Origin of the sequence: Roseomonas mucosa ATCC BAA-692 (assembly GCF_000622225.1) — a bacterium.
GTDB classification, from domain to species: Bacteria; Pseudomonadota; Alphaproteobacteria; order Acetobacterales; family Acetobacteraceae; genus Roseomonas; species Roseomonas mucosa.
On sequence record NZ_JHWD01000001.1, the window covers coordinates 254616 to 276458 of the forward strand.

At 71.0% G+C, this 21843-nt stretch carries 21 protein-coding genes; 12 read left to right on the forward strand and 9 right to left on the reverse strand.

The window, feature by feature from the left end; all coding sequences use genetic code 11:
• Positions 1-37 precede the first annotated feature (37 nt).
• The 8 genes from BT98_RS0101215 (at position 38) to BT98_RS0101250 (ending at position 7938) form a co-directional block, all read left to right on the forward strand.
• The gene (locus BT98_RS0101215; RefSeq protein ID WP_019461277.1) at positions 38-1543 is read left to right on the forward strand and encodes a replicative DNA helicase; all 1506 of its coding nucleotides are present in this window, start codon (positions 38-40) and stop codon (positions 1541-1543) included.
• A gap of 193 nt (positions 1544-1736) precedes the next feature.
• Complete coding sequence (locus BT98_RS0101220) at positions 1737-2636, forward strand: hypothetical protein (RefSeq protein WP_147292446.1); 900 nt, start codon at positions 1737-1739, stop codon at positions 2634-2636.
• The gene (locus BT98_RS22785; RefSeq protein ID WP_019461278.1) at positions 2617-3852 is read left to right on the forward strand and encodes an OmpA family protein; all 1236 of its coding nucleotides are present in this window, start codon (positions 2617-2619) and stop codon (positions 3850-3852) included. The genes BT98_RS0101220 and BT98_RS22785 overlap by 20 nt, the downstream gene beginning before the upstream one ends.
• Positions 3853-4145: 293 nt before the next feature.
• Entirely contained in the window at positions 4146-4931 is a 786-nt protein-coding gene (locus tag BT98_RS0101230; protein ID WP_019461279.1) for an MlaE family ABC transporter permease, read from the forward strand.
• Positions 4928-5704, forward strand: a complete 777-nt coding sequence (locus BT98_RS0101235) for an ABC transporter ATP-binding protein (RefSeq protein WP_019461280.1) — start codon at positions 4928-4930, stop codon at positions 5702-5704. Before BT98_RS0101230 ends, BT98_RS0101235 begins: the two co-directional genes overlap by 4 nt.
• 60 nt (positions 5705-5764) lie before the next feature.
• Positions 5765-6958 (forward strand): MFS transporter, encoded by a 1194-nt coding sequence (locus BT98_RS22790; protein ID WP_019461281.1) that lies wholly within the window; start codon positions 5765-5767, stop codon positions 6956-6958.
• A gap of 94 nt (positions 6959-7052) precedes the next feature.
• Entirely contained in the window at positions 7053-7391 is a 339-nt protein-coding gene (locus BT98_RS0101245) for a four-helix bundle copper-binding protein (protein ID WP_019461282.1), read from the forward strand.
• Positions 7392-7506: 115 nt separating this feature from the next.
• On the forward strand, positions 7507-7938 hold the full coding sequence (locus BT98_RS0101250) for a VOC family protein (RefSeq protein WP_019461283.1): 432 nt from the start codon (positions 7507-7509) through the stop codon (positions 7936-7938).
• On the opposite strand, the gene BT98_RS25830 is transcribed toward BT98_RS0101250, so the two are convergent.
• The gene (locus BT98_RS25830) at positions 7932-8438 is read right to left on the reverse strand and encodes a DoxX family protein (RefSeq protein ID WP_157223111.1); all 507 of its coding nucleotides are present in this window, start codon (positions 8436-8438) and stop codon (positions 7932-7934) included. The two genes, BT98_RS0101250 and BT98_RS25830, sit on opposite strands and share 7 nt — an antisense overlap.
• Before the next feature lie 187 nt (positions 8439-8625).
• Between BT98_RS25830 and BT98_RS0101260 the strand changes: the two genes are divergently transcribed.
• The gene (locus tag BT98_RS0101260) at positions 8626-9471 is read left to right on the forward strand and encodes a fumarylacetoacetate hydrolase family protein (RefSeq protein WP_019461285.1); all 846 of its coding nucleotides are present in this window, start codon (positions 8626-8628) and stop codon (positions 9469-9471) included.
• 19 nt (positions 9472-9490) lie between these two features.
• Here the strand turns inward: BT98_RS0101260 and urtE are convergent, their stop codons facing one another.
• The 6 genes from urtE to BT98_RS0101290 all read right to left on the reverse strand — a co-directional run bounded on the left by urtE (position 9491) and on the right by BT98_RS0101290 (position 16677).
• A complete protein-coding gene (urtE, locus tag BT98_RS0101265; RefSeq protein ID WP_019461286.1) occupies positions 9491-10195 on the reverse strand; it encodes an urea ABC transporter ATP-binding subunit UrtE in 705 nt (234 codons plus the stop codon).
• On the reverse strand, positions 10185-10967 hold the full coding sequence (gene urtD / locus BT98_RS0101270) for an urea ABC transporter ATP-binding protein UrtD (RefSeq protein ID WP_019461287.1): 783 nt from the start codon (positions 10965-10967) through the stop codon (positions 10185-10187). Before urtD ends, urtE begins: the two co-directional genes overlap by 11 nt.
• A gap of 343 nt (positions 10968-11310) precedes the next feature.
• The gene (gene urtC / locus BT98_RS0101275; protein WP_019461288.1) at positions 11311-12438 is read right to left on the reverse strand and encodes an urea ABC transporter permease subunit UrtC; all 1128 of its coding nucleotides are present in this window, start codon (positions 12436-12438) and stop codon (positions 11311-11313) included.
• Positions 12435-14012, reverse strand: a complete 1578-nt coding sequence (gene urtB / locus BT98_RS0101280; protein ID WP_026033220.1) for an urea ABC transporter permease subunit UrtB — start codon at positions 14010-14012, stop codon at positions 12435-12437. The genes urtC and urtB overlap by 4 nt, the downstream gene beginning before the upstream one ends.
• Positions 14013-14086: 74 nt before the next feature.
• On the reverse strand, positions 14087-15385 hold the full coding sequence (gene urtA / locus BT98_RS0101285; RefSeq protein WP_019461290.1) for an urea ABC transporter substrate-binding protein: 1299 nt from the start codon (positions 15383-15385) through the stop codon (positions 14087-14089).
• A 296-nt stretch (positions 15386-15681) separates the two neighbouring features.
• Positions 15682-16677 (reverse strand): SDR family oxidoreductase, encoded by a 996-nt coding sequence (locus BT98_RS0101290; RefSeq protein ID WP_019461291.1) that lies wholly within the window; start codon positions 16675-16677, stop codon positions 15682-15684.
• A 141-nt stretch (positions 16678-16818) separates the two neighbouring features.
• Between BT98_RS0101290 and BT98_RS0101295 the strand changes: the two genes are divergently transcribed.
• Complete coding sequence (locus BT98_RS0101295) at positions 16819-17481, forward strand: isochorismatase family protein (protein WP_019461292.1); 663 nt, start codon at positions 16819-16821, stop codon at positions 17479-17481.
• A 121-nt stretch (positions 17482-17602) separates the two neighbouring features.
• Here BT98_RS0101295 and rutA read toward each other — a convergent pair whose 3' ends face one another.
• Positions 17603-18685: a pyrimidine utilization protein A gene (rutA, locus tag BT98_RS0101300; protein WP_019461293.1), complete on the reverse strand. Its 1083-nt coding sequence runs from the start codon at positions 18683-18685 to the stop codon at positions 17603-17605.
• Positions 18686-18922: 237 nt separating this feature from the next.
• On the opposite strand from rutA, the gene BT98_RS0101305 reads away from it, so the two are divergent.
• Both BT98_RS0101305 and BT98_RS0101310 read left to right on the forward strand, forming a co-directional pair.
• A complete protein-coding gene (locus tag BT98_RS0101305; protein ID WP_019461294.1) occupies positions 18923-19672 on the forward strand; it encodes an SDR family NAD(P)-dependent oxidoreductase in 750 nt (249 codons plus the stop codon).
• 42 nt (positions 19673-19714) lie between these two features.
• Entirely contained in the window at positions 19715-20125 is a 411-nt protein-coding gene (locus BT98_RS0101310) for a GFA family protein (RefSeq protein ID WP_019461295.1), read from the forward strand.
• 21 nt (positions 20126-20146) lie between these two features.
• Here the strand turns inward: BT98_RS0101310 and BT98_RS0101315 are convergent, their stop codons facing one another.
• Positions 20147-21622: an ATP-binding protein gene (locus tag BT98_RS0101315; protein WP_019461296.1), complete on the reverse strand. Its 1476-nt coding sequence runs from the start codon at positions 21620-21622 to the stop codon at positions 20147-20149.
• Positions 21623-21843 lie beyond the last annotated feature (221 nt).

Genomic DNA, 21843 nt, shown 5'->3' on the forward strand with positions numbered 1-21843 from the left:
GGGGACGGCGGAAACGGAAAGAGGCTAGACTGGCGGGATGAACGCGCTCGACCAGAACAGCGGCCTGCTGGGCCTGTCCCAGCGCCTGCCTCCGCAGAATCTGGAGGCGGAGATGGCCTTGCTGGGGGCCCTTCTGGCCAACAACAAGGCCTATGAGCGGGTCTCGGAATTCCTGGCATCGGAGCATTTCGCCGATCCGGTGAATGGCCGGATCTATGCCTCCATCCAACGGCGAATCGAGGCGGGGCAGCTCGCCGACGCGGTGACGCTGCGGGCCGAGTTCGAGCATTCAGGCCAGCTCGACGAGGTGGGCGGCCCGGCCTACCTGGCGCAGCTCCTTTCCGCCATGGTGGGCATCATCAATGCCGGCGAATACGCCAAGGTCATCCACGACGCCTGGCTGCGGCGGCAGTTGATCGACCTGGGCGAGGTGGTGGTGAACCGCGCCTTCGGGGTCGAGGCCGAGCTGGACGGCAAGGAGCAGCTGGAGGCCGCCGAGCAGGCGCTCTTCGATCTCGCCAAGGAAGGCGGCAACGAGGGTGCGCTGATCACCTTCGAGCGCGCCATGGTCCGCGCCGTGGAGATGGCGGAGAAGGCCTTCACCAACGGCTCCGGCGTCTCCGGCCTCTCCACCGGCCTGCGCGACGTGGATGCCAAGATGGGCGGGCTGCACCCGTCGGACCTGCTGATCCTGGCCGGGCGCCCGGCCATGGGCAAGACGGCGCTGGCCACCAAGATCGCCTTCGGCGCCGCCCGCGCCATCCTGCGCGAGGCCCAGGCGGAAAATCCCAACGCCGTGCCCAAGGGCGGCGTGGCGGTCTTCTCGCTGGAAATGAGCGCCGACCAGCTCGCCACCCGTCTTCTGTCGGAGAATTCGCGGATCTCGGGCGACCGCATCCGGCGCGGCGAGATCTCGCAGCGCGACTTCGACCGTTTCGTGGAGACATCGCGCGAGCTGGCGACGCTGCCGATCTTCATCGACGACACGCCGGCCATCACCATCTCGGCGCTGCGCACTCGCTGCCGCCGGCTCAAGCGCACGCGCGGGCTGGACATGATCGTGGTGGACTACCTGCAGCTGATGCGCCCCGCCGCCGGGTCTCGGCCGGAAAGCCGCGTGCTGGAGATCTCGCAGATCACCCAGGGGCTGAAGGCCATCGCCAAGGAACTGTCGGTGCCGGTGATCGCCCTGTCCCAGCTTTCCCGGCAGGTCGAGTCGCGCGAGGACAAGCGGCCACAACTGGCGGACCTGCGTGAGTCCGGCTCGATCGAGCAGGATGCCGACGTTGTGATGTTCGTCTATCGCGACGAGTACTACCTGGCGCAGCGCGCACCCAAGCAGCTGAACTTCGACAACTCGGAGAAATACGCCGAGGCGATGGACAAGTGGCAGCAGGATATGGAACGCGCGCACAACAAGGCCGAGCTGATCATCGCCAAGCAGCGCCACGGCCCCACCGGCACCATCCCGCTGTTCTTCGAGGGCGAGTTCACCCGCTTCGGCGACCTCGACATGGTGCATGACGACCCGCATGGCGGGTGACCGGCCGGGCTGAACCCCCCTCCCGGTCCCTGGCCCCGGTTCCGGGGCTGAACCGGGGGGGGTGGTGCCCCGCACCGCGGGCCTCGCCCAACGGCGATTTGCATGAATTCCCCGCTCCCCCGATGGTGGTGCGGCCGGGCCCGGAACGATCCGTCCGGCGATCACCCAGGCCAAGGCATGGGAGGCGGGAGGAATGCGGCGAATCCTGATGGGTGGCCTGCTGGCCATGATGCTGCTTGCCCTGTTCCGGGCGGGCTTCATGGATTTTCTGGAACCTGCCGCGCCGCCTGGGCCTGTGTCCGGTCGGGAACCGGCCGTGGTCGGGGCGGGGCCTGAACCGCTCCCCGACCTGCCGCCCGCCGATGCGCCCCTGCCGGATTCCCTGCCGGCGCTGGAGCGTGAGGGCGCACAGATCCGTGAAGGGCTGGCACAGATCGACCAGGCCATGGACCGGATGCTGAACGGGGTGCTGTCGGTTCTGCGGCCCTATGGCGAGGCCCGGGCGGTGGATGACGCCGCGGCGCGGCGGCTGGAGGCGCTGAGCGCGTTGCGCCGCCAGTCCCTGGATCGACTGTCCCGGATCGAGATGCGCCGCGCCGGGATCGAGGCAGGCGGCGATTCGCCCCCGATGGCCGCCGCGCTGCCGCCGGAACTGCCAGCTCTCCCTCCGGACGGGACCCAGCCCTTCCGGACGGCGATGGCGGGGCCGCCGCCTCCGGGTTTCTCCGCGGTGGGGGATGGGGCAGAAGTCGCGCCGCTGCCGGAAGCCCCATCGGCGGCATCTCCATTGGTGGCATCCCCGGAGAGCCGGGCGCCCGCCGGGGCAGCGGGGGAGGCGCCGGCCTCCGACGAGCTGGCGCCGGCGCTCGCCATGCAGGCGTTGCCCCTCCCGCCGCCTGCTTCTCCGCCGGTCCTGCCAATGGAACGGGGGGCCGCGAAGCCGCCGCCGCGGCCCCTGCGCGCCGAGCCGACCAGCCTGCGCGCCGCCGCAGCGAATCCGGCGCGTTGCCGTTCGATCATCCTGCGCGGGCAATTGGGGGAGGGGCTGAGTTTTGCCGATCGGAGCTTCCTGCGTGGCCACTGCCCGGGCTGAGCGGCGCCGCGCCCTGTCCCGCGTGCTGGCGCTGGTGCTGGTGATGGCGCTGCCCTGGCTGGCGGGCTGCGCCAGCGCGCCACCCGCCGCACCGTCCACCGGGCCGGCACGGATCGCCCTGCCCTTCAGCCGGGCGGTCCCGGCCCTTACCGTCTCCCTGCTGGCCAATGCCCAGCTCGGGGCGCCGGATGCGGGCGGGCGCTATCCGATGATGGTGGACCCCTGGATCGACCAGGGGAGCGGTATGCCGGTGGAGGCCACGCGCCCGATCGAGGCGCAGATCGCCGCGCAGCTCCGGCGCTCCTATCCGCAGGTCGAGCTTCTGTCCTTCGGCGCGGCCGGCCTCGCGCGGCAGCCCCTGGTGCTGCTCGGCGCCCTGGCGCCCGTTCCGGAGGCGGAGGGCGGCCGGGCCGGTGGCTATCGCATCCGGGCGGTGATCGGCGACCTGCGCAGCGGCCGCATCGTGTCCCAGGCCGAGGTCTGGACCTGGCCGGACGGGGTGAACCTCCGCCCCACGCCCTTCTTCCGCAACAGTCCCGCCTGGGTGCCGGAACAGGGGGCGGAGGGCTATGCCCGCACCGTGGGCAGCCGGATCGGCGACCCCATCGACCCGGAATACCTGCGGCAGCTCCGGGTGGCCGCGCTGGTGAACGACGGCATCCGCGCCTACGAGGCCGGGCGCTACCGGCAGGCGCTGGCAGCCTATGAGGAAGCGAGCCGCCTGCCGGGGGGCGAGCAGATCCGCGTCTATAACGGGCTCTATTTGGCCAACCGGGCGCTGCGGCAGCCGCTGGGGGCGGAGGCCGCCTTCCGGGGGCTGGTCAAGCTGGGCCTGGCCAGCGGACGGCTTTCGGTGCGCTTCGTTTTCCGGCCGGGCTCGGCGGAATTCTGGCGCGACCCGGCGGTGAGCGGCGCCTATGAGATGTGGCTGCGCGAGATCGCCCGGCAGACGGCGGCCGGGCCGGGTTGCCTGGAGGTGATCGGCCATGCCAGCCCCAGCGGCCCGGCCGAGGCCAATCTGCGCCTGTCGCAGCAACGGGCGGAGCGGGTGCGGGACCGGCTGGTCGCCATGCAGCCGGGCCTGGGCGGCCGCCTGGCCAGCCGGGGCGCCGGGGCCAGCGAGCCGATCATCGGCAGCGGCGCGGACGATGCCAGCGACCTGCTGGACCGGAGGGTGGAGTTCCGCCCGGTGGCCTGCACCGTGCCGCCATCCTGACCGGGCGCCTCGCCTTCGGCCGTTGCTGTCGCGGCGGCCCAGGGAGACGCGCCGTTCCGGCGGTGCCGCCAAGGGCCGTGCGGGGGAGGGGCGGCCAGGGTCTTGTGATCCGCCGGGGCCGCCGCCGGAAGACGGTCGCCATTGCGGTGCGGCGAGGGGGCGGCTATCTGGACGGTTCCCTGGGCGGCACCGGACGACCTTGCCCCCACAGGCCCGCCCCCTGGGAGCCCCCTGGGACGGGCTTCCACAACGCTCTCGCGGATGGCGGCTTGTTTGCAGGATCGGCGGTCGGCTTGAATCTTCTTCTCGATGCGGTGGCGCGGCTCGGCGCGATGGTGCTGGGGCTGTGCCGGACGGTGGGGTCGGTCGCGCTCTTCGCGCTGGAGGGCGTGTCGCACCTCTTCCGGCCTCCCTACCACCTGCGGCAATTCGGCCGCGCCTTCGTGGAGGTGGCCTATTTCTCCCTGCCGGTGGTGGCGCTGACGGCGATCTTCACCGGCATGGTGCTGGCCTTGCAGTCCTATACCGGCTTCTCCCGCTTCAACGCGCAGAGCGCCATGGCCACGGTGGTGGTGATCTCGCTGACGCGCGAGCTGGGGCCGGTGCTGGCCGGGCTGATGGTGGCGGGCCGGATCGGTGCCTCCTTCGCCGCCGAGATCGGCACGATGCGCGTGACGGACCAGGTGGACGCGCTGACCACCCTGTCCACCGACCCGATGAAGTACCTCGTGGCGCCGCGCCTGCTGGCCGCGACGCTGGCCATGCCGCTGCTGGTGGCGGTGGCCGATACGCTGGGCGTGATGGGCGGCTGGATCGTGGCCACCTACAATCTCGGCTTCGTGTCCCAGTCCTATATCCGCGACACGCTGAACGCGTTGCAGGCCTTCGACGTGGTTTCCGGCCTGATCAAGGCGGCGGCCTTCGGCTTCGTCGTGGCGCTGATGGGCACCTGGTGCGGCTATTCCTCGCGCGGCGGCGCGGAGGGGGTGGGCGGGGCCACGACCTCGGCGGTGGTGTCATCCTCGATCCTGATCCTGTTCCTGGACTACATTCTGACCCAGGCCTTCTTCACCCGATGAGCGGCGCCACCCCCAAGCTGCGCCTGCGCGGGCTGCACAAGGCCTTCGGCGCCAAGAAGGTGCTGGACGGCGTGGACCTGGACGTGATGCCGGGCGAGTCCATGGTGATCCTGGGCGGCTCGGGCTCCGGCAAGTCGGTCACGATCAAGTGCATCCTGGGCCTGATACAGCCGGATTCCGGCCGCATCGAGCTGGACGGGCGGGACCTGCTGGCCATGGACCGGTCGGAGCGGCGCGCGGTGCTGGACGGCATGGGCATGCTGTTCCAGAACGGCGCGCTCTTCGACAGCATTCCGGTCTGGGAGAATGTCTGCTTCAAGCTGTTGCAGCAGAAGCGCATCACCCGGGCCAGGGCGCGCGACAAGGCGGCCGAGGTGCTGGCCCAGGTCGGGCTGGCCGGCAGCGTGGGGGACCTGTCCCCCTCCGAACTGTCCGGCGGCATGCAGAAGCGCGTGGCATTGGCCCGGACCATCGCCTCGCAGCCCGCCATCCTGTTCTTCGACGAGCCGACCACCGGACTCGACCCGATCATGGGCGCGGTGATCGACGGGCTGATCGTGGATTGCGTCAAGCGCCTCGGCGCCACCGCCATCACCATCACCCATGACATGCACAGCGCCCGCCGGATCGGCGACCAGGCCTCGATGATCTATCAGGGGCGGATGGTTTGGACCGGCCCGGCGGCGACGCTGGGCGAGACCGGCAACGCGATGGTGGACCAGTTCGCCCGGGGCGATCGCGAGGGTCCGATCAAGATGGAGCTGCGCCGGTAGCGGGGGACGGGCGGCGCCCTCGCCGCCTCCCGTGACGGCGCGGCCGGGGAGAAGTCCTGCATGCCCGAGGCCCCTTTCGCCGCGGCCCGGGCGCGCGATGCGCGCCCCCGGCTGGCCACCACCCTGGTCTTCTTCGCCAACGGCTTCGGCTATGGCGCCTGGGCCGGCAACATCCCCTCGATCAAGCTGGGCCTCGGCCTGTCCGACGCGGCGCTGGGCCTCGCGCTGCTGGGCATGGCCATCGGCGCCATCCTGGCCATGCCGCTGACCGGGCAGGTCTCGGCGCGCTGGGGCAGCGACCGGCTGACCGTGGCCTCCGGCCTCCTGTTCGCCCTGGTGCTGGCGCTGGTGCCGCAGGCGGGCGGGTTGGTCACGCTGGTGCTCGGGCTGGTGCTGCTGGGGGCGGGCAACGGGGTGATGGACGTTTCCATGAACACCCATGCGACGGTGGTGGAGAGCGGCTGGGGCGCCGCCATCATGTCCTCCTTCCACGCGGCCTTCAGCCTGGGCGGGCTGGCCGGGGCGGGGCTGGCGGGGCTGCTGCTCGCCGCTGGCCATGCGGCGCCGCTGAACCTCGCCGTGTCCGGGGCGCTGGTGGCGGCCTGCGTGCTGCTGGCCATGCCCTGGCTGCGGGTGCGGAGGGATCATGCCGGGGGCCATGCCCCGGCGGCCCCGGAGGAGGGCGGACACGGACTTGCCCTGCCGAACCGCGCCACCTTCGGCCTCGGGCTGATCGCGCTGCTCGCCCTGGTGACGGAGGGGGCGGTGGGGGACTGGTCGGCGCTGTACTTGGCGGTGGAGGCGGCGGCCCCGGCCGGCGTGGCGGCGCTGGGCTTCGCCGGCTTCTCCCTGGCCATGACGGCGGGGCGGCTGGGCGGCGACGCGGTGGTGCGGCGCCTGGGTGGCGCATCCGTGCTGCGGCTGGGGGCGCTGCTCTCGGCGGCGGGCTTCGTGCTGATGCTGGCGGTGCCGCGCCCGGAGGTCGCCATCGCCGGGCTGGTGCTGGTCGGGCTGGGCCTGTCCAATGTCTTTCCCGTGCTGTTCAGCGCGGCGGGGCGCATCCCGGGCGTATCGCCGGGCATGGGCGTCGCGATGGTGGCCACCATGGGCTATGGCGGGCTGCTGGGCGGACCGCCGCTGCTGGGCTTCCTGGCGCAGCTTTCCGGGCTGCGCCTGGCGCTGTGCCTGCTGGTGTTGACCTGCCTGGCGATCGCCTGGCGCAGCCGCGCGGTGCGGCGGGATGGGGAGGCATAGCGCCTTCTGCATCTCCGGCCCGCGTGGAGGCCGGTTCGGCGAAACTTTCCCCTGGGGGAAGGGCGCTAACCGGCCGTAACGACGGGAGTGTGCGATGAAGACCGATCCGAAGCTCGAAGCCTGCATCCAGGCTTGCCTGGACTGCCACCGGACCTGCCTCAGCTGCATCACCCATTGCCTGGGCAAGGGTGGCAGCCATGCCGCGCTGGATCATATGCGGATCATGATGGACTGCGCGCAGATCTGCCTCACGGCGGCGGATTTCATGATCCGCGGCTCCCGCCACATGGCGCATCTCTGCCGCGAATGCGCGGAGATCTGCCGGGAATGCGCCGAGGCCTGCGGCAACCATTCCGAGGCGGACGAGCATATGCGCCACTGCGCCGAGACCTGCCGCAATTGCGCGGAGGAATGCGGCCGCATGGCGGCCTGAGACACCCCCGCCGCAAGGGCGGCGTTCCTTCCGGCGAGAGGCTGTTATGGTCCGGCAGAAGACCGGCCCGTGACGGACTGACCCGAGGCGGACGGAGATCGAGGAAAGGAGGCCCATGACGGAGCAGGACAAGGTGCCGCCCCTCGGCAGCGTGCTGGAGACCGGCCTCTATGTCGAGGATCTGGGCCGGGCCCGGCATTTCTACGAGGCGGTGCTCGGCCTGGAGCCGATGTTCCTCGACGACCGGCTGGTCGCCTATCCGGCTGGGCCCGGCAGCGTGCTGCTGCTGTTCCGGCGTGGCGCCGCCACGGAGCCGGCCATCCTGCCGGGTGGCATGATCCCGCCCCACGACGCCATGGGCCGGATCCATTTCGCCTTCTCCATCGCACCGGAGGATCTGGACGCCTGGGTGGCGCGGCTGGCCCGGCACGGCATCCCCCTGGAAGGTGGCGTGTCCTGGCCGAAGGGCGGGCGGAGCGTCTATTTCCGCGACCCGGACGGGAATCTGGTGGAACTGGCCACGCCCGGCCTCTGGAAGAACTACTGATCCGCCCAAGGCTTGTAGGAACGCCCTTGGTTCTGTTGGCCGGGGCCGCCAGGGGCGAGGCTGCCGAGGGCCGCATTGCCGGCGAGTCCCGGCCCACCGGGCAGGAACCCGTTGCCCATGCCGGGGCGATCGCCGCCTTCCAGGCCCGCCGAAGGGGCGTGGTGCTGCCGCAGCCAGACGGGCGCGTTGTGCCAGCCGACGGCCAGAAGCAACAGGAGCAGGCCCAGGGGCACCGGCAGCATCCACGGATCGCCGCTGGACAGGAGGCTGCCTGCCGCGCCCGCCAAGCTGGCCGCGAGGATGGCGGCCGCGACGGCCGCGCTTGCGGAACGCAGCAGGCCCAGGCCGGACAGCAGTTGCACGGCTCCGGTCAGCCACATGAACCAGGGCGCATAGCCGAGCTGGCGGAACAATTCGCCGTCCTCCGGCATCCCCAGCAGCTTCGCGCCCCCCGCCGCCACGAAGAAGAGGGCAAGGCAGGGGCGCAGCCAGCGTTCCACCGCAGGCCACCGGGAAAACGCCCAGCCGAACCGCAATGCCCGCTCCGTCCTTGTTTTCGCTTCGCAACATAAGCCATCCGGCGAGAGGCGGGCAATGGAGCGCGGGCCAGCAAGTTCAGGCCGGGATGTCTTGCCCTCGCCGGGCCAGCGGGGGAAGTTGCGCGGCACGAAGAGGGGGACACACGCGATGAAGCTGCTCCGCTATGGCCCGGCCGGGGCCGAGAAGCCCGGGTTGCTCGACGGCAACGGCACCTTGCGCGACCTGTCGGGCGTGGTGCCCGACCTCGCCGGCGAGGCCCTGTCGCCCGAGGGCCTGGCGCGGATCGCCGCGCTGGATGCCGCCGGCCTTCCCGCCGTGCCGGGCAGCCCGCGCCTGGGCACGCCGGTGGCCGGGACGCGGAACTTCCTGGCGATCGGCCTGAACTACGCCGACCACGCGGCGGAGACCGGGGCGCCGATCCCCAAGGAGCCGATCATGTTCCTGAAGTCGCTCGGTTCGCTGCAAGGGCCGAACGACGAGGTGGTGATCCCGCGCAACAGCGTGAAGACGGACTGGGAGGTCGAGCTCGCCATCGTCATCGGCAGCCGCGCGAAGAACGTCTCCCCGGATGCGGCGATGGACCACGTGGCCGGGTACACCATCTGCAACGACGTCAGCGAGCGTGAGTGGCAGATCGAGCGCGGCGGCACCTGGGACAAGGGCAAGGGCGCCGATACCTTCGGCCCGGTCGGCCCCTGGCTGGTGACCCAGGACGAGATTCCTGATCCCCAGAACCTCGCCCTCTGGCTGGAGGTGGACGGGCAGCGGATGCAGGACGGCTCGACGCGCACCATGATCTTCGACGTGCGCAAGATCGTCTCCTATGCCTCGCAGTTCATCACCCTGCATCCGGGCGACATCATCACCACCGGCACGCCGCCGGGCGTGGGCATGGGCCGCAAGCCGCCGGTCTTCCTGCGGCCCGGGCAGAGCATGCGCCTGGGCATCGAGGGCCTCGGCGAGCAGGAGCAGAAGGTGGTGGCGGCGGATTAGCCACCGCCACCCGGCACCGTCACACCGAGACGCGGCGCAGCACGTCCTCGCGGTCCAGCGCATCACGCGCCCCGGCGAGGACGATGCTGCCCCGGTCCATCACCGCGAGATGCTGGCCGAGCTCGTGGGCGAAGTCGAAATACTGCTCCACCAGCAGGATCGCCATGTCGCCGCGCTGGCGCAGCAGGGCGATGGCGCGGCCGATATCCTTGATGATGGAAGGCTGGATGCCTTCGGTCGGCTCGTCCAGCACCAGCAGGCGCGGGCGCATCACCAGGGCGCGGCCGATGGCGAGCTGCTGCTGCTGCCCGCCCGAGAGGTCGCCGCCGCGGCGATGCAGCATGGTCTTCAGCACCGGGAACATGGCGAAGACATCCTCGGGGATCGTCTTCTGCCCCTTGGGCGCGGCGGCGAAGCCGGTTTCCAGGTTCTCCCGCACTGTCAGCAGCGGGAAGATGTCGCGCCCTTGCGGCACCCAGGCGATGCCGCGCCGCGCGCGCTCATAGGGCGGCAGGCGGGTGATGTCCTGCCCTTCCCAGAGGATCTTCCCGCGCGAGACCGGGTGCGCCCCGGTGATGGCGCGCAGCAGCGAGGTCTTGCCGACGCCGTTGCGGCCGAGCAGGCAGGTCACCTCGCCACGCCGCGCCTCCAGCGAAACGCCGCGCAGCGCCACCGCCGCGCCGTAATGCAGCGAGACATCCTCGACGCGGAGCTCAGCGGCCAAGATACACCTCGATCACGCGCGGATCGCTGCTGACATGGTCGATAGAGCCATCCGAGAGCACATGGCCCTCGTGCAGCACGGTGACCTTCACGCCAAGGGCGCGGACGAAATCCATGTCGTGCTCCACCACCACGACGGAGCGGGTGCGGTTGATCTCGCGCAGCAGCTCCGCCGTCTGCGCCGTCTCGGCATCGGTCATGCCTGCCACGGGCTCGTCCACCAGGAGGAGTTGCGGCTCCTGCGCCAGCAGCATGCCGATCTCCAGCCACTGCTTCTGGCCGTGGCTGAGATTGCCGGAGACGCGGTTGGCATGTTCCGACAGGCGGATGGTGGCGAGGATCTCCTCGATCCGCCGCCGTTCCTCCGCCGTTTCCCGGGCGAGGAGGGCGAAGCGCGGGCCGCGCGGCCCGGCCAGGGAGAGCAGCAGGTTGTCGCGCACCGTATGCGGCTCGAAGACCGTGGGCTTCTGGAACTTCCGCCCGATGCCCAGCCGCGCGATGGCGGGCTCGTCCAGCCCCGTCAGGTCGGTCGTGCCGTTGAACAGGACATCGCCCGTGTCGGGGCGCGTCTTGCCGGTGATGACGTCCATCATCGTTGTCTTGCCGGCGCCGTTCGGGCCAATCACCGCGCGCATCTCGCCCGGTTCCAGCACCAGCGAAAGGTCGCGCAGTGCGTGGAAGCCGTCGAAGCTGACATTGACGCCGTCGAGATAGAGCAAGGCGCCGGTTCTCGTGGCGGGGCGCCCGGCAGGGGTCGTGCTGGCCATGATCATGGTGTGGTTCCGGCGTGTTGCCGTGGCCAGGAGAGGGCGCCGCCCTCTCCCGGACCCTCTCCCGCTGGGGAGACAGTGTCTCCCCAGACCCCGCCAGGAGTGGGTGCGGGTGGAAGGGCGCGGGCGGTGTGTTCCAGCGGTGGGAAGGTGGAAGCCTGGGACGATAGGATTGGCCGCGCGGGCGGCACCGCCATTCGCCGGAGGGCGAGGCCCTCCGGCGCGACCCACCTGTCCGCCAGCGCCGGAAAACTCCTGGCGGGGTCTGGGGGAATACTATTCCCCCAGCGGAGGGGGGACCGGGGGGAGGCGGAGCCTCCCGCCCGGGGCCTGAACACGACGCTCCTCACGAGGCCGCCTCCCGCGCCGCCGCCTCGGCGGGCGAGGACGGTTCCGCCGGCAGGGGCACGCCGCCGGAGCGGCGCCGGGCGAAGAGGCCGACGATGCCGCGCGGCAGGAACAGGGTGACGAGGATGAAGAGGCCGCCCAGGGCGAAGAGCCAGAGTTCGGGCAAGGCGCCGGTGAAGACGGTCTTGCCGAGATTGACCAGGATGGCGCCCAGGATCGGCCCGACCAGCGTGCCGCGCCCGCCGACCGCGACCCAGACCACGGCCTCGATCGAGTTGGCGGGGGCGAACTCGCCCGGGTTGATGATGCCGACCTGCGGCACGTAGAGGGCGCCGCCCAGCCCGGCCATGACGGCGGAGACCGTCCAGGCGACGAGCTTGTAGGCCTCTGGCCGGTAGCCCAGGAAGCGCGTGCGGCTTTCCGTGTCGCGCACGGCGATCAGCACCTTGCCGTAGCGCGAGCGCACCAGCCAGCGCGACAGCAGGAAGCAGCCGGCGAGCACGATGGCGGAGGCCAGGAACAGGGCGCAGCGGGTGCCGTCGAGCTGCAGCGGGACGCCGAGGATGTCCTTGAAGTCGGTGAGGCCGTTGTTGCCGCCGAAGCCCATGTCGTTGCGGAAGAAGGCGAGCAGCAGGGCGTAGGTCAGCGCCTGGGTGATGATCGAGAGATAGACGCCGGTGACGCGCGAGCGGAAGGCGAGCCAGCCGAAGGCCAGGGCGAGCAGGCCGGGCACGAGCAGCGCCATCAGCAGCGCGAAGGGGAAGGAGCCGAAGCCCCACCAGTACCAGGGGAGCGAATCCCAGTTCAGGAAGACCATGAAGTCCGGCAGGTTCGCGTTGGCATAGACGCCGCGCGCCCCGATCTGGCGCATCAGGTACATGCCCATGGCATAGCCGCCGAGGGCGAAGAAGGCGGCGTGGCCCAGGCTCAGGATGCCGGCGAAGCCCCAGACGAGATCCACCGAGAGGGCGAGGATCGCGTAGCAGAGATACTTCCCGGTGAGCGAGACCACATAGGTCGGCACGTGCCAGGCGCTGCCGGGGTCGGTCAGCAGGTTCAGCGCCGCCATCAGCGCGGCGCCGCCCAGCAGGAGGGTGAGGGTGAGGATGCTCGCGATGCGGCTCATGATTCGACAAACCTCCCCTTCACCGGGAAGAGGCCGCGCGGCTTGCGCTGGATGAACAGGATCAGGGCCAGCAGCACCACGATCTTGCCCAGCACGGCGCCCGCCAGCGGCTCCAGGAACTTGTTGGCGACGCCGAGAGTGAGGGCGCTGATGACGGTGCCCCAGAGATTGCCGACACCGCCGAAGACCACGACCATGAAGCTGTCGATGATGTAGCCCTGGCCGAGATTGGGCGAGACGTTGTCGATCTGGCTCAGCGCCACGCCCGCCATGCCGGCGACGCCGGAACCCAGGCCGAAGGTCAGCGCGTCGATCCAGGGCGTGCGGATGCCCATCGCCGCCGCCATGCGCCGGTTCTGCGTCACTGCCCGCATCCGCAGGCCGAGCGAGGTGTAGCGGAAGGCCGCCATCAGCGCCGCGATCACCAGAAAGGCGAAGAGGATGATGACGAGGCGGTTCATGGTGATGGTGAGGCCGCCAAGCTCGAAGGCGCCGCTCATCCAGGCGGGGGTGCCGACCTCGCGGTTCGTGGGGCCGAAGACGGAGCGCACCGCCTGTTGCAGCACCAGCGACAGGCCGAAGGTGGCGAGCAGCGTTTCCAGCGGGCGGCCGTAGAGGAAGCGGATCAGCCCGCGCTCGATGGCCACGCCGACCGCGCCAGTGACCAGGAAGGCGAGCGGCACGGCGATGAAGAGCGAGGCGCCGAACAGGCCGGGCGCATGGGCGCGGATCGCGTCCTGCACCAGGAAGGTGGTGTAGGCGCCGAGCATCACCAGCTCCCCATGGGCCATGTTGATGACGCCCATCACCCCGAAGGTGATCGCGAGTCCGGCGGCGGCGAGCAGCAGGACGGAGCCCAGGCTCAGCCCGTACCAGGCGTTCTGCGCCCAGCCCCAGAGCCGCAGGTTCCAGTCGATGGCCTTCACCGCGGCGGCGGCGGCCTCCGCCACGGCGGGCGGCTGGTTGGACAGGCCGGCGATCAGGGCACGGGCATCGATGTCGCCCCGGCCGCGCAGCGTGGCGATGGCGGCGAGGCGGCCGGCTTCGGGCGTCGCCGGGTCGTTCAGCAGGATGGCGGCGCGGGCCTGTTCCATCACCTGCCGCACGCCGGGGTCGCGCTCGGCGGCGAGGGCCTTCTCCAGCACCGGCAGGATGGCGGCGTCGCGGGCGCGGAAGACGGCGGCGGCGGCATTGGCGCGGATCCCGTTGTCCATGGCCATGAGCTGCAGCCCGCCCATCGCCGCCTCGACGGCGCGGCGGATGCTGTTGTTGACGCGGACCGCGCGCGGGGTCCCGGCGGGCGTCACCGGCTGCCCGCCGGCGGCGTCGCGATAGGTACCATCGGCGCCGCGGATCGCGAGGCTGCGGTCGGGCAGGACGAAGAGCCGCCCTTCGCCCAGCGCGCCCAGGATGGTCGCGGCCTCCGGCGTACCGGAGGTGGCGAGGGTCTCGACGCCGCGCCGGACATCGTCGAAGGCGCTGGAAGCGAGCAGATCCGCCCCCGCAGGCTGCGCCCGCAGGGGCGAGAGCATGAGGGCCAGAAGCAGGAGGATGAGGCCGGCGAGCCGGATCATCGTGCCCTCCTCAGGGATACGGGAAAAGGACAGGCGGACGGGGCGCCGGGCCCCGTCCGTGGCGGTGCGCGGGATCAGCCGCCCGCGCCGCCGCACTTGCCGGTCTTGACGTTGAAGTTGCCGCAGGAGAGCGGCTTGCGCCAGTCGGCGATCAGGTCGCGGGAGCCCTCCAGATAAGGCGACCATTCCTGCGCCACGATCGTGCCGGGCGTCTGCGAGACGACGTTGAACTGGCCGTTGCCCTGGATCTCGCCGATCAGCACCGGCTTGGTGATGTGGTGGTTCGGCATCATGGTGGAGGTGCCGCCCGACAGGTTCGGCACGGCCACGCCGAGCATGGCGTCGATCACCGGGTTGCTGTCGGTGGTGCCGGCCGCCTCGACCGCCTTCACCCACATGTTGAAGCCGATGTAGTGCGCCTCCATCGGATCGTTGGTGACGCGCTTCGGGTTCTTGGTGAAGGCCTGCCACTTCTGGATGAAGGCCTTGTTGTCCGGGTTGTCGATGGACATGAAGTAGTTCCAGGCGGCCAGGTGGCCGACCAGCGGCGCGGTGTCGAGGCCCGCAAGCTCCTCCTCGCCCACCGAGAAGGCGACGACGGGAATGTCGGTGGCCTTGACGCCCTGGTTGCCGAGCTCCTTGTAGAAGGGGACGTTGGCGTCGCCGTTGATCGTCGAGACCACGGCGGTCTTCTGGCCGGCCGAGCCGAACTTCTTGATCTCGCTGACGATGTTCTGCCAGTCGCTGTGGCCGAAGGGGGTGTAGTTGATCAGGATGTCGCCCTGCGCGACGCCCTTGGTCTTGAGGTAGGCCTCCAGGATCTTGTTCGTGGTGCGCGGATAGACATAGTCCGTGCCCGCGAGAACCCAGCGCTTCACCTCCTCTTCCTTCATGAGGTAGTCCACCGCCGGGATCGCCTGCTGGTTCGGCGCAGCGCCGGTGTAGAAGACGTTCTTGCTCGACTCCTCGCCCTCGTACTGCACGGGGTAGAAGAGGATGCCGTTCAGCTCCTCGAAGACCGGCAGCACGGACTTGCGTGACACCGAGGTCCAGCAGCCGAAGCAGGCGGCGACCTTGTCCTGCGCGATGAGCTGGCGCGCCTTCTCGGCGAAGAGCGGCCAGTTGGAGGCCGGATCGACCACCACCGCCTCCAGCTTGCGGCCGAGCACGCCGCCCTTCTTGTTCTGCTCCTCGATGAGCATGAGCATCACGTCCTTCAGCGTCGTCTCGCTGATGGCCATGGTGCCGGAAAGGGAATGCAGGATGCCGAGCTTGATCGGCCCGGCGGGCTGCGCCCGGAGGATGGCGGGCGCGCCCAGTACGGCGCCGCCAGCCAGCAGCGCGCCGAGGCGGCCGAACTGGCGCCGGCCCAACGGCACACCCGGCGACCCACCCAGGGGGGCCTGTTCCGGCCGGGGCTCGCCCGGAGCCTGTCGGTTGGACGTCATGCGGAAACTCCCCCAGAGGCGATCGCTATGGCGCCAGCCGGCCGCTTCCATGGGCCAGGCCGGCGCGCCGCCGGGTGGCGGCGGTCACGCAACGGTGTAGCAACGGGAGTGCCACTTTCCGGAAACCCGTCAGGGGCCGGTCGCGGAATGTTGTTTGCCTGAAAGAACGTCAAATGCCTGGAAAATGGTGTTTCTCTGCCGCTTTCGACGGCAGGTGTCATTCAGCCCCGGGCGCGGCGCAACAGCCATCCCCCCACCAGCAGCGCCCCGCCCAGCATCAGGCCGGTGCGGAGCGCGTGTCCGCCGGAGGGCTGGCGCAGGCCGCCATAGATCGCGCTTCCGTGGAAGCCGCCGCTCCGGGTCGGCGCCGCGAAGAGATTGCCGTCCGTCACCGGCACCGGACGGGCGCGGCGGAACTGCCGTTCCATGAGCCGCGCCATGCCCCGGCGCAGCAGCCCCGGCACCATGGCCTGCGCGAGGCGCAGCAGATGCACCTCCTTCCCCACCGTGGCCGAGGGGCGCGGGTTGCGGGCCAGGGACACCATGACTTCTGCCACGTCGAAGGGGCTGTGGACCGGCGGCGGCGCGCTCAGCTCCCGTCCCACGTAGTTGCCGCCATGGCTCAGCCCGGGCGTGTCGACGAAGGACGGAAAGATGTCGCAGACATGAATGCCAGGCCAGCGCGACAGCTCGCCCCGCAGCGCCCCGGAGAAGCCGCGCAGCCCGAACTTGCTGGCGCTGTAAGAAGCCGCATAGGGCGTCGGCACCCAGGCGCCGAGCGAGTTGGTGTTGATCAGCACGCCCCGCCGCCGCGCCTGGAAATGCGGCAGGATGGCATGGGCGCCGTGCATGTGGCCCAGCAGGTTGGTCCGCACCACCTGGTCATGCGCATCCGCCGGCACCTCGGCGAAGCCGCCCACCGCGCCGACCCCGGCATTGTTGATCCAGACATCGACATGGCCGAACTCGCGCACCGCAGCCTCGGCCAGACGCCGCACCGCCCCGGCCTCGGTCACGTCGGCCGGCACGGCGATGGCACGGGCGCCATGGGGGCGGGCCAGCCGGCCGCATTCCGCCACCGCCTCGTCCAGCACGCTTTCCCGCCGCGCGGCGAGGACAAGGTTGGCCCCCTCCGCGGCGAAGGCCTGGGCCGCCGCGCGGCCGATGCCGCTGGATGCGCCGGTGATCACCACCACCGCCCCCTTCAAGTCGCGCATGATCCGTATCCTCTTGCCGGTTCCCGGTCGCTCGCTTCCGGTCGCTCTGGCCCGTCTAACGGCGCGGGGCGGCCACGTTTTCCTTGGGCGGGGATGGCACGGCGATTGCCCGCCCCCCGGCCAGGACAGGAGCCCTGCGGGATGGAGCGATCGGACATGACGGCGCGCGAGATCTACCTCGCGCTCAAGGCCGCCCCGCCCCGGCCGCGCTTCGGCTTCGGGCGCAAGGCCGCGCTGGTGAACGTGGACCCGCAGCGCGCCTATACCGAGCCCGCGCGCTTCCGCACCGCCTACGAGACCGATCCGCGCCAGATGGAATACACTAATGCCCTCGCGGACCGCTTCCGCCGCGCCGGCTGGCCGGTGGTCTGGACCTATGTCGCCTATCTCGACAGCGGCGAGGACTGCGGCATCTGGGGTACGCGCACGAACACGCCGGACTCCCTGCAGAACATCCGGCACGGCTCGCCCCGCGCCGAATTCGATCCGCGCCTGCACATCGCCCCGCGCGACGTGGTGATCCACAAGCGCATGGCCTCGGCCTTCTTCGAGACCAGCCTCGGTTCGCTGCTCGCCTTCCACGGCGTGGACACGGTGGTCGTCACCGGCGGCTCCACCTCCGGCTGCGTGCGCGCGACCGTGGTGGACGGGCTCTCCCGCTCCCTCCGCATGATCGTCCCGGAGGAATGCGTGGCCGACAAGCACGAGAGCCCGCATTTCGCCAGCCTCTACGACATGGCGGTGAAATACGCGGATGTGCTGCCGGTGGCGGAAGTCCTCGCCTGGCTCGACGGGCAGGGCTGAGACGACCGCCGGTTCCGCATCACGGCCGGCGTCGTGCGTCCCCGGGGGAAAGGCGCTGCCTTGCCCCCGGGGTTGGCCACGAAGCGCAACGCGGTCGGGAAGAGGCCCCTGCCGGGCTGCCTCAGGCGGCGATGGCGGGACGTTCCGCGCGGCACTTCATCAGCGGCAGGATGCGGGTGCCGAACTGCTCCATGCCGACCAGGAAGTCGTCGAAGGTCAGCATGACGCCGCGCAGCCCCTCGATCTCCGCCATCTCGTCCAGCAGCTTCGCCACGCTGGCGTAGGAGCCGATCAGGCGCAGCATGTTGGTCGGCAGCTTTTCCGGCGCATGCACCATGCGGCCGACGGTGGAGGTCTTCTCCGCCTTCACATCCGCCGCCGCCTGGGTGTCGCGCCAGTCCAGCGCCTCCAGGTCCACGCCGGCCTTGTAGTGCTCCCACTTCGCCATGGCGGCCTCGTCCGTCTCGTCGGCAATGATCATGGTGAGCGCCAGCGCACCGACCTCGCGGCCGGTCTGCGCGTTCTGCTCCCGCAGCTTCGCGGCGAAGGGCGCCACGGTCTGCGGCGTGTTGATGCCGCCGCCGCTGATGAAGTTGTAGTCGCCGTATTCGGCGGCGAACTTCATGCCGCGCCCGCTCTGCCCGGCGCAGACGATCTCGATCGGCTTGGGCGGGATGGGGCCGAGGCGGCAGTCCGACATCTGGAAGAAGCGGCCCTTGAAGTCGGAGCGGCCGGTGCTCCAGAGGTCCTTCATCACCTGCACGTATTCGGAGCAGTAGTCGTAGCGCCGCTCGAAATGCTCGGCGCCGGGCCACATGCCCATCTGCTCGTATTCCGCCTTCTGCCAGCCGGACACGATGTTCACCCCGAAACGGCCATGCGAGATGCTGTCGATGGTGACGGCCATGCGCGCGACGATGGCGGGCGGGATGGTCAGCACGGCGACCGAGGCGAAGAGCCTGATCCGCGTCGTCACCGCCGCCAGCCCGGCCATCAGCGTGAAGGATTCGAGGTTGTGGTCCCAGTACTCGCTCGGGCCGCCGAAGCCGCGCAGCTTGATCATGGAAAGCGCGAAGTCGAAGCCGAAGCGCTCCGCCTTCTGCACCACCTCGCGGTTCAGGTCGAAGCTCGGCATGTATTGCGGCGAGGTGGTGGAGATCAGCCAGCCATTGTTGCCGATGGGGATGAAGACTCCGAGGTCCATGGCACGCTCCTTCCGCAATGCGAGGCGAGGCAGGGACGCTAGACCTATCGTCCCCGGGGTTTGAATGCATGCAGGTGCATCAGCTCTGGCTTTTATTGTCCTTGAGGTGTCTGGAATGCCTGGGAATTGGACAGAACGCGCAATCCGGACGCAGCGGAACGGGCCGGGCGGCATGGCCAGGGCGGCGGGGCCATGCTCCTGTCGTGGCGGATGGCGGCACGGGAAAGGGGATCGGCCATGGAGATGACGGGACAGGTGGTGCTGGTGACCGGCGCGCAGCAGGGGATCGGGCGCGCCATCGCTCTGGCCTGTGCCGGGGCGGGGGCCGATGTGGCAGTGAACTATCTCGACGATGCCGTGGCGGCGGAGGCGGTCTGCGAGGCCATCCGGGCACTGGGGCGCCGCGCCGTGGCGCTCCAGGCCGATATCGCCGCGCCGGCACGATCCGCTGGCCTGGTGGCGGAGGCGGAGGAGGCGCTCGGGCCGCTGGACGTGCTGGTGAACAATGCCGGCATCTTCCCGCGCGCGCCCTTCCTGGAGATGACCGAGGAGGTCTGGGACCGCACCCTGGACATCAACCTCAAGGGCAGCGCCTTCTGTGCCCAGGCGGCGGCCCGGCGCATGGTCGCGGCGGGGCGGCCGGGGGCGATCGTCAACCTCAGCTCCACCGCCATGCGCGGCACGCCGGTGGGCGCGCATTACGCGGCCAGCAAGTCCGGACTGGTCGGCCTGACGCGCTCCATGGCGATCGCCCTGGCGTCGCACCGCATCCGGGTGAACGCCATCGCGCCGGGCCTGACCGACACGGCGCAGCCGCGCCATGGCAACACCGAGGAGGAACTGGCGGAGATGGGCCGCGCCGTGCCGCTGGGCCGCATGGGCAGGCCCGAGGATATTGCCGGCATGGCGCTGTTCCTCGCCTCGCCCCTGGGGGAATGGATCACCGGGCAGGTGTTCCACGTGAATGGGGGCGGCTATCTCGCCTGAACCGCGCTACGCTCCCGTGCCGATAAGCCCGCGAGGTCACCGATGACGACCCTGTCCCTGGAAGGTGGCTGCGCCTGCGGCGCGGTCCGCTATGCGGCGGAGGGCACGCCTTTCCATGCCAGCCTCTGCCACTGCATCGATTGCCGCCGGGTCCTGGGGGCCTCGCCGGTCGCCTGGTTCAGTGTCCGGCTCAAGGAGTTCCGGCTGCTGCGCGGAGAGATGCGCGAATACCGTTCCAGCCCGCCCGCGCTGCGCGGCTTCTGCGCGGATTGCGGCACCGGCCTGACCTTCCGCAGCGAGGACTCGCCGGACGAGATCGACGTCGCCACCGCGACGCTGGACGATCCGGGCGTGGTGCCGCCCGAGCTGCATCTCTGGACCTCCCAGGCCCTGCCCTGGGCGCTGGCGGCGGATGGCCTGCCGCGCTTCCCGCAGGGCCGGCCGGGCGGTTAGGGATGGGCGGCCGGGGGCCGGTCAGGCCGCCTCGGCATTGGCATCGCCCGGCGCGGTTTCCCAGCCCAGCTCCACCAGCGCGACGCGGCGGCCCTGGCGATCCTGCTGCTGCACCACCATGCCCTGCTCCTCCAGATAGGCGAGCACGCGGCGGGCGCGGCCCAGGGAGCGGGTGCCATAGGCCTGGGCGATGGCGGCATCGGAGGGGCAGGGGCGCCGCTCCAGCGCGGCACGGGCCAGCATCAGGTAGACGCCCTGGACATCCTCCGGCAGCGCCGCGGCGCGGCTCCGCACCGCGTCCCATTCGGGGTTCTCGGCGGTGCCGGCATCCACCCCGGCGCGTGCCACGGCGAGGCGGGCGCGGAATTCCGGCAGCTCCATCGGCTTGCCGGCCACCGCCCGGATGCGGCAGCGCACGAGGAAGTCGCCATAGAGCACGCTGACCGGGCGGAAGGCTGCCTCCGGGTCCTCCAGCAGCGCGTGCAGCACCTCCTCCAGCCGGCGCTCGCGCTCCGCCAGCTCCTCCGGGCTGGGCGGGGCGGGCTCGGCGCGGCTGTGCACGGCGGGCGGGCGGGCGGCGGCGAGCTGCGCCAGGATGTCCGGCGCGGGCGGGGGCGGCGCGCGGCGCGCGGGGCGGACGGGCTCGGGCGGCGGGGTGAGGATCAGTTCCCGTACCTCCTCCGGTGCATTGGGCAGCGGCGTCAGCTTCGGCCCGGCGGAGCGGGTCTGCGTTTCCACCACGCCGATGCGGATGGGCAGCGGGCGGCGGGACAGGGCCGGGCCGAGCGCCACGAAGCTGCCGCGCGGCAGGTCGCGGAACTGCTCCGCCTGCCGCCGCTCCATGCCCAGCAGGTCGGCGGCGCGCTGCATGTCGATGTCGAGGAAGGTGCGCCCCATCAGGAAGTTCGAGGCCTCGGCAGCGACGTTCTTGGCCAGCTTGGCCAGGCGCTGCGTGGCGATGATCCCCGCGAGCCCGCGCTTGCGGCCGCGCGACATCAGGTTGGCCATGGCGCCGAGCGAGGCGCGCCGGGCCTCGTCCGAGACCTCGGTCGCGGCGGCGGGGGCGAAGATCTGCGCCTCGTCCACCACCACCAGCACGGGGGACCAGAGGTCGCGGTCCACCTCGAACATGCCGTTCAGGAAGACCGCCGCCTGGCGCATCTGCCCCTCGGCATCCAGCCCCTCCAGGTTCAGCACCACGGAGACCCGGTGCTCGCGCATCCGCTCGGCGGCGGCCTGCAGGCCGCGCTCGGTCTGGGCGGCGGCGTCGATCACCAGATGGCCGAACTTCTCGGCGAGGCTGACGAAATCCCCCTCCGGGTCGATCACCGCCTGCTGCACCCAGGCGGCGGACTGTTCCATCAGCCGCCGCAGCAGGTGCGACTTGCCGGAGCCGGAATTGCCCTGGACCAGCAGGCGGGTGGCGAGGAGCTCCTCCAGGTCGAGGGTCGCGGGCGAGCCGGCGGTGGTGGTGCCGAGGTCGATCGCGATGGTCATGCCGGGACGGGTTCCTCGATCCGGGTGGGGGGGAAAGCGCCAGGGGCGGGGGCCGGACGGGGCGCTGGCGAGGGGCGCTTATAGCCGCGCCGGGGTAAGGCGCCCAGGGCCGGATGGAGCCGGGGAGGGAGAGTCGGGGCAGGGACGGGCCAGGGGCGGAACTGCCGGCCGGAACCCAGGCGCGAGGTCGCCGGCCCGGGATGGCCGCTTGGCGTGATCTT

What these genes read in the sequence shown, in the direction of transcription:
- BT98_RS0101215 (WP_019461277.1), top strand. Translation starts at nt 38, where the DNA reads ATGAACGCGCTCGACCAGAACAGCGGCCTGCTGGGCCTGTCCCAGCGC.
- BT98_RS0101220 (WP_147292446.1), top strand. Translation starts at nt 1,737, where the DNA reads ATGCGGCGAATCCTGATGGGTGGCCTGCTGGCCATGATGCTGCTTGCC.
- BT98_RS0101235 (WP_019461280.1), top strand. Translation starts at nt 4,928, where the DNA reads ATGAGCGGCGCCACCCCCAAGCTGCGCCTGCGCGGGCTGCACAAGGCC.
- BT98_RS22790 (WP_019461281.1), top strand. Translation starts at nt 5,765, where the DNA reads ATGCCCGAGGCCCCTTTCGCCGCGGCCCGGGCGCGCGATGCGCGCCCC.
- BT98_RS0101245 (WP_019461282.1), top strand. Translation starts at nt 7,053, where the DNA reads ATGAAGACCGATCCGAAGCTCGAAGCCTGCATCCAGGCTTGCCTGGAC.
- BT98_RS0101250 (WP_019461283.1), top strand. Translation starts at nt 7,507, where the DNA reads ATGACGGAGCAGGACAAGGTGCCGCCCCTCGGCAGCGTGCTGGAGACC.
- BT98_RS0101260 (WP_019461285.1), top strand. Translation starts at nt 8,626, where the DNA reads ATGAAGCTGCTCCGCTATGGCCCGGCCGGGGCCGAGAAGCCCGGGTTG.
- urtD (WP_019461287.1), bottom strand. Translation starts at nt 10,967, where the DNA reads ATGATCATGGCCAGCACGACCCCTGCCGGGCGCCCCGCCACGAGAACC.
- urtC (WP_019461288.1), bottom strand. Translation starts at nt 12,438, where the DNA reads ATGAGCCGCATCGCGAGCATCCTCACCCTCACCCTCCTGCTGGGCGGC.
- urtB (WP_026033220.1), bottom strand. Translation starts at nt 14,012, where the DNA reads ATGATCCGGCTCGCCGGCCTCATCCTCCTGCTTCTGGCCCTCATGCTC.
- BT98_RS0101290 (WP_019461291.1), bottom strand. Translation starts at nt 16,677, where the DNA reads ATGCGCGACTTGAAGGGGGCGGTGGTGGTGATCACCGGCGCATCCAGC.
- BT98_RS0101295 (WP_019461292.1), top strand. Translation starts at nt 16,819, where the DNA reads ATGGAGCGATCGGACATGACGGCGCGCGAGATCTACCTCGCGCTCAAG.
- rutA (WP_019461293.1), bottom strand. Translation starts at nt 18,685, where the DNA reads ATGGACCTCGGAGTCTTCATCCCCATCGGCAACAATGGCTGGCTGATC.
- BT98_RS0101305 (WP_019461294.1), top strand. Translation starts at nt 18,923, where the DNA reads ATGGAGATGACGGGACAGGTGGTGCTGGTGACCGGCGCGCAGCAGGGG.
- BT98_RS0101310 (WP_019461295.1), top strand. Translation starts at nt 19,715, where the DNA reads ATGACGACCCTGTCCCTGGAAGGTGGCTGCGCCTGCGGCGCGGTCCGC.
- BT98_RS0101315 (WP_019461296.1), bottom strand. Translation starts at nt 21,622, where the DNA reads ATGACCATCGCGATCGACCTCGGCACCACCACCGCCGGCTCGCCCGCG.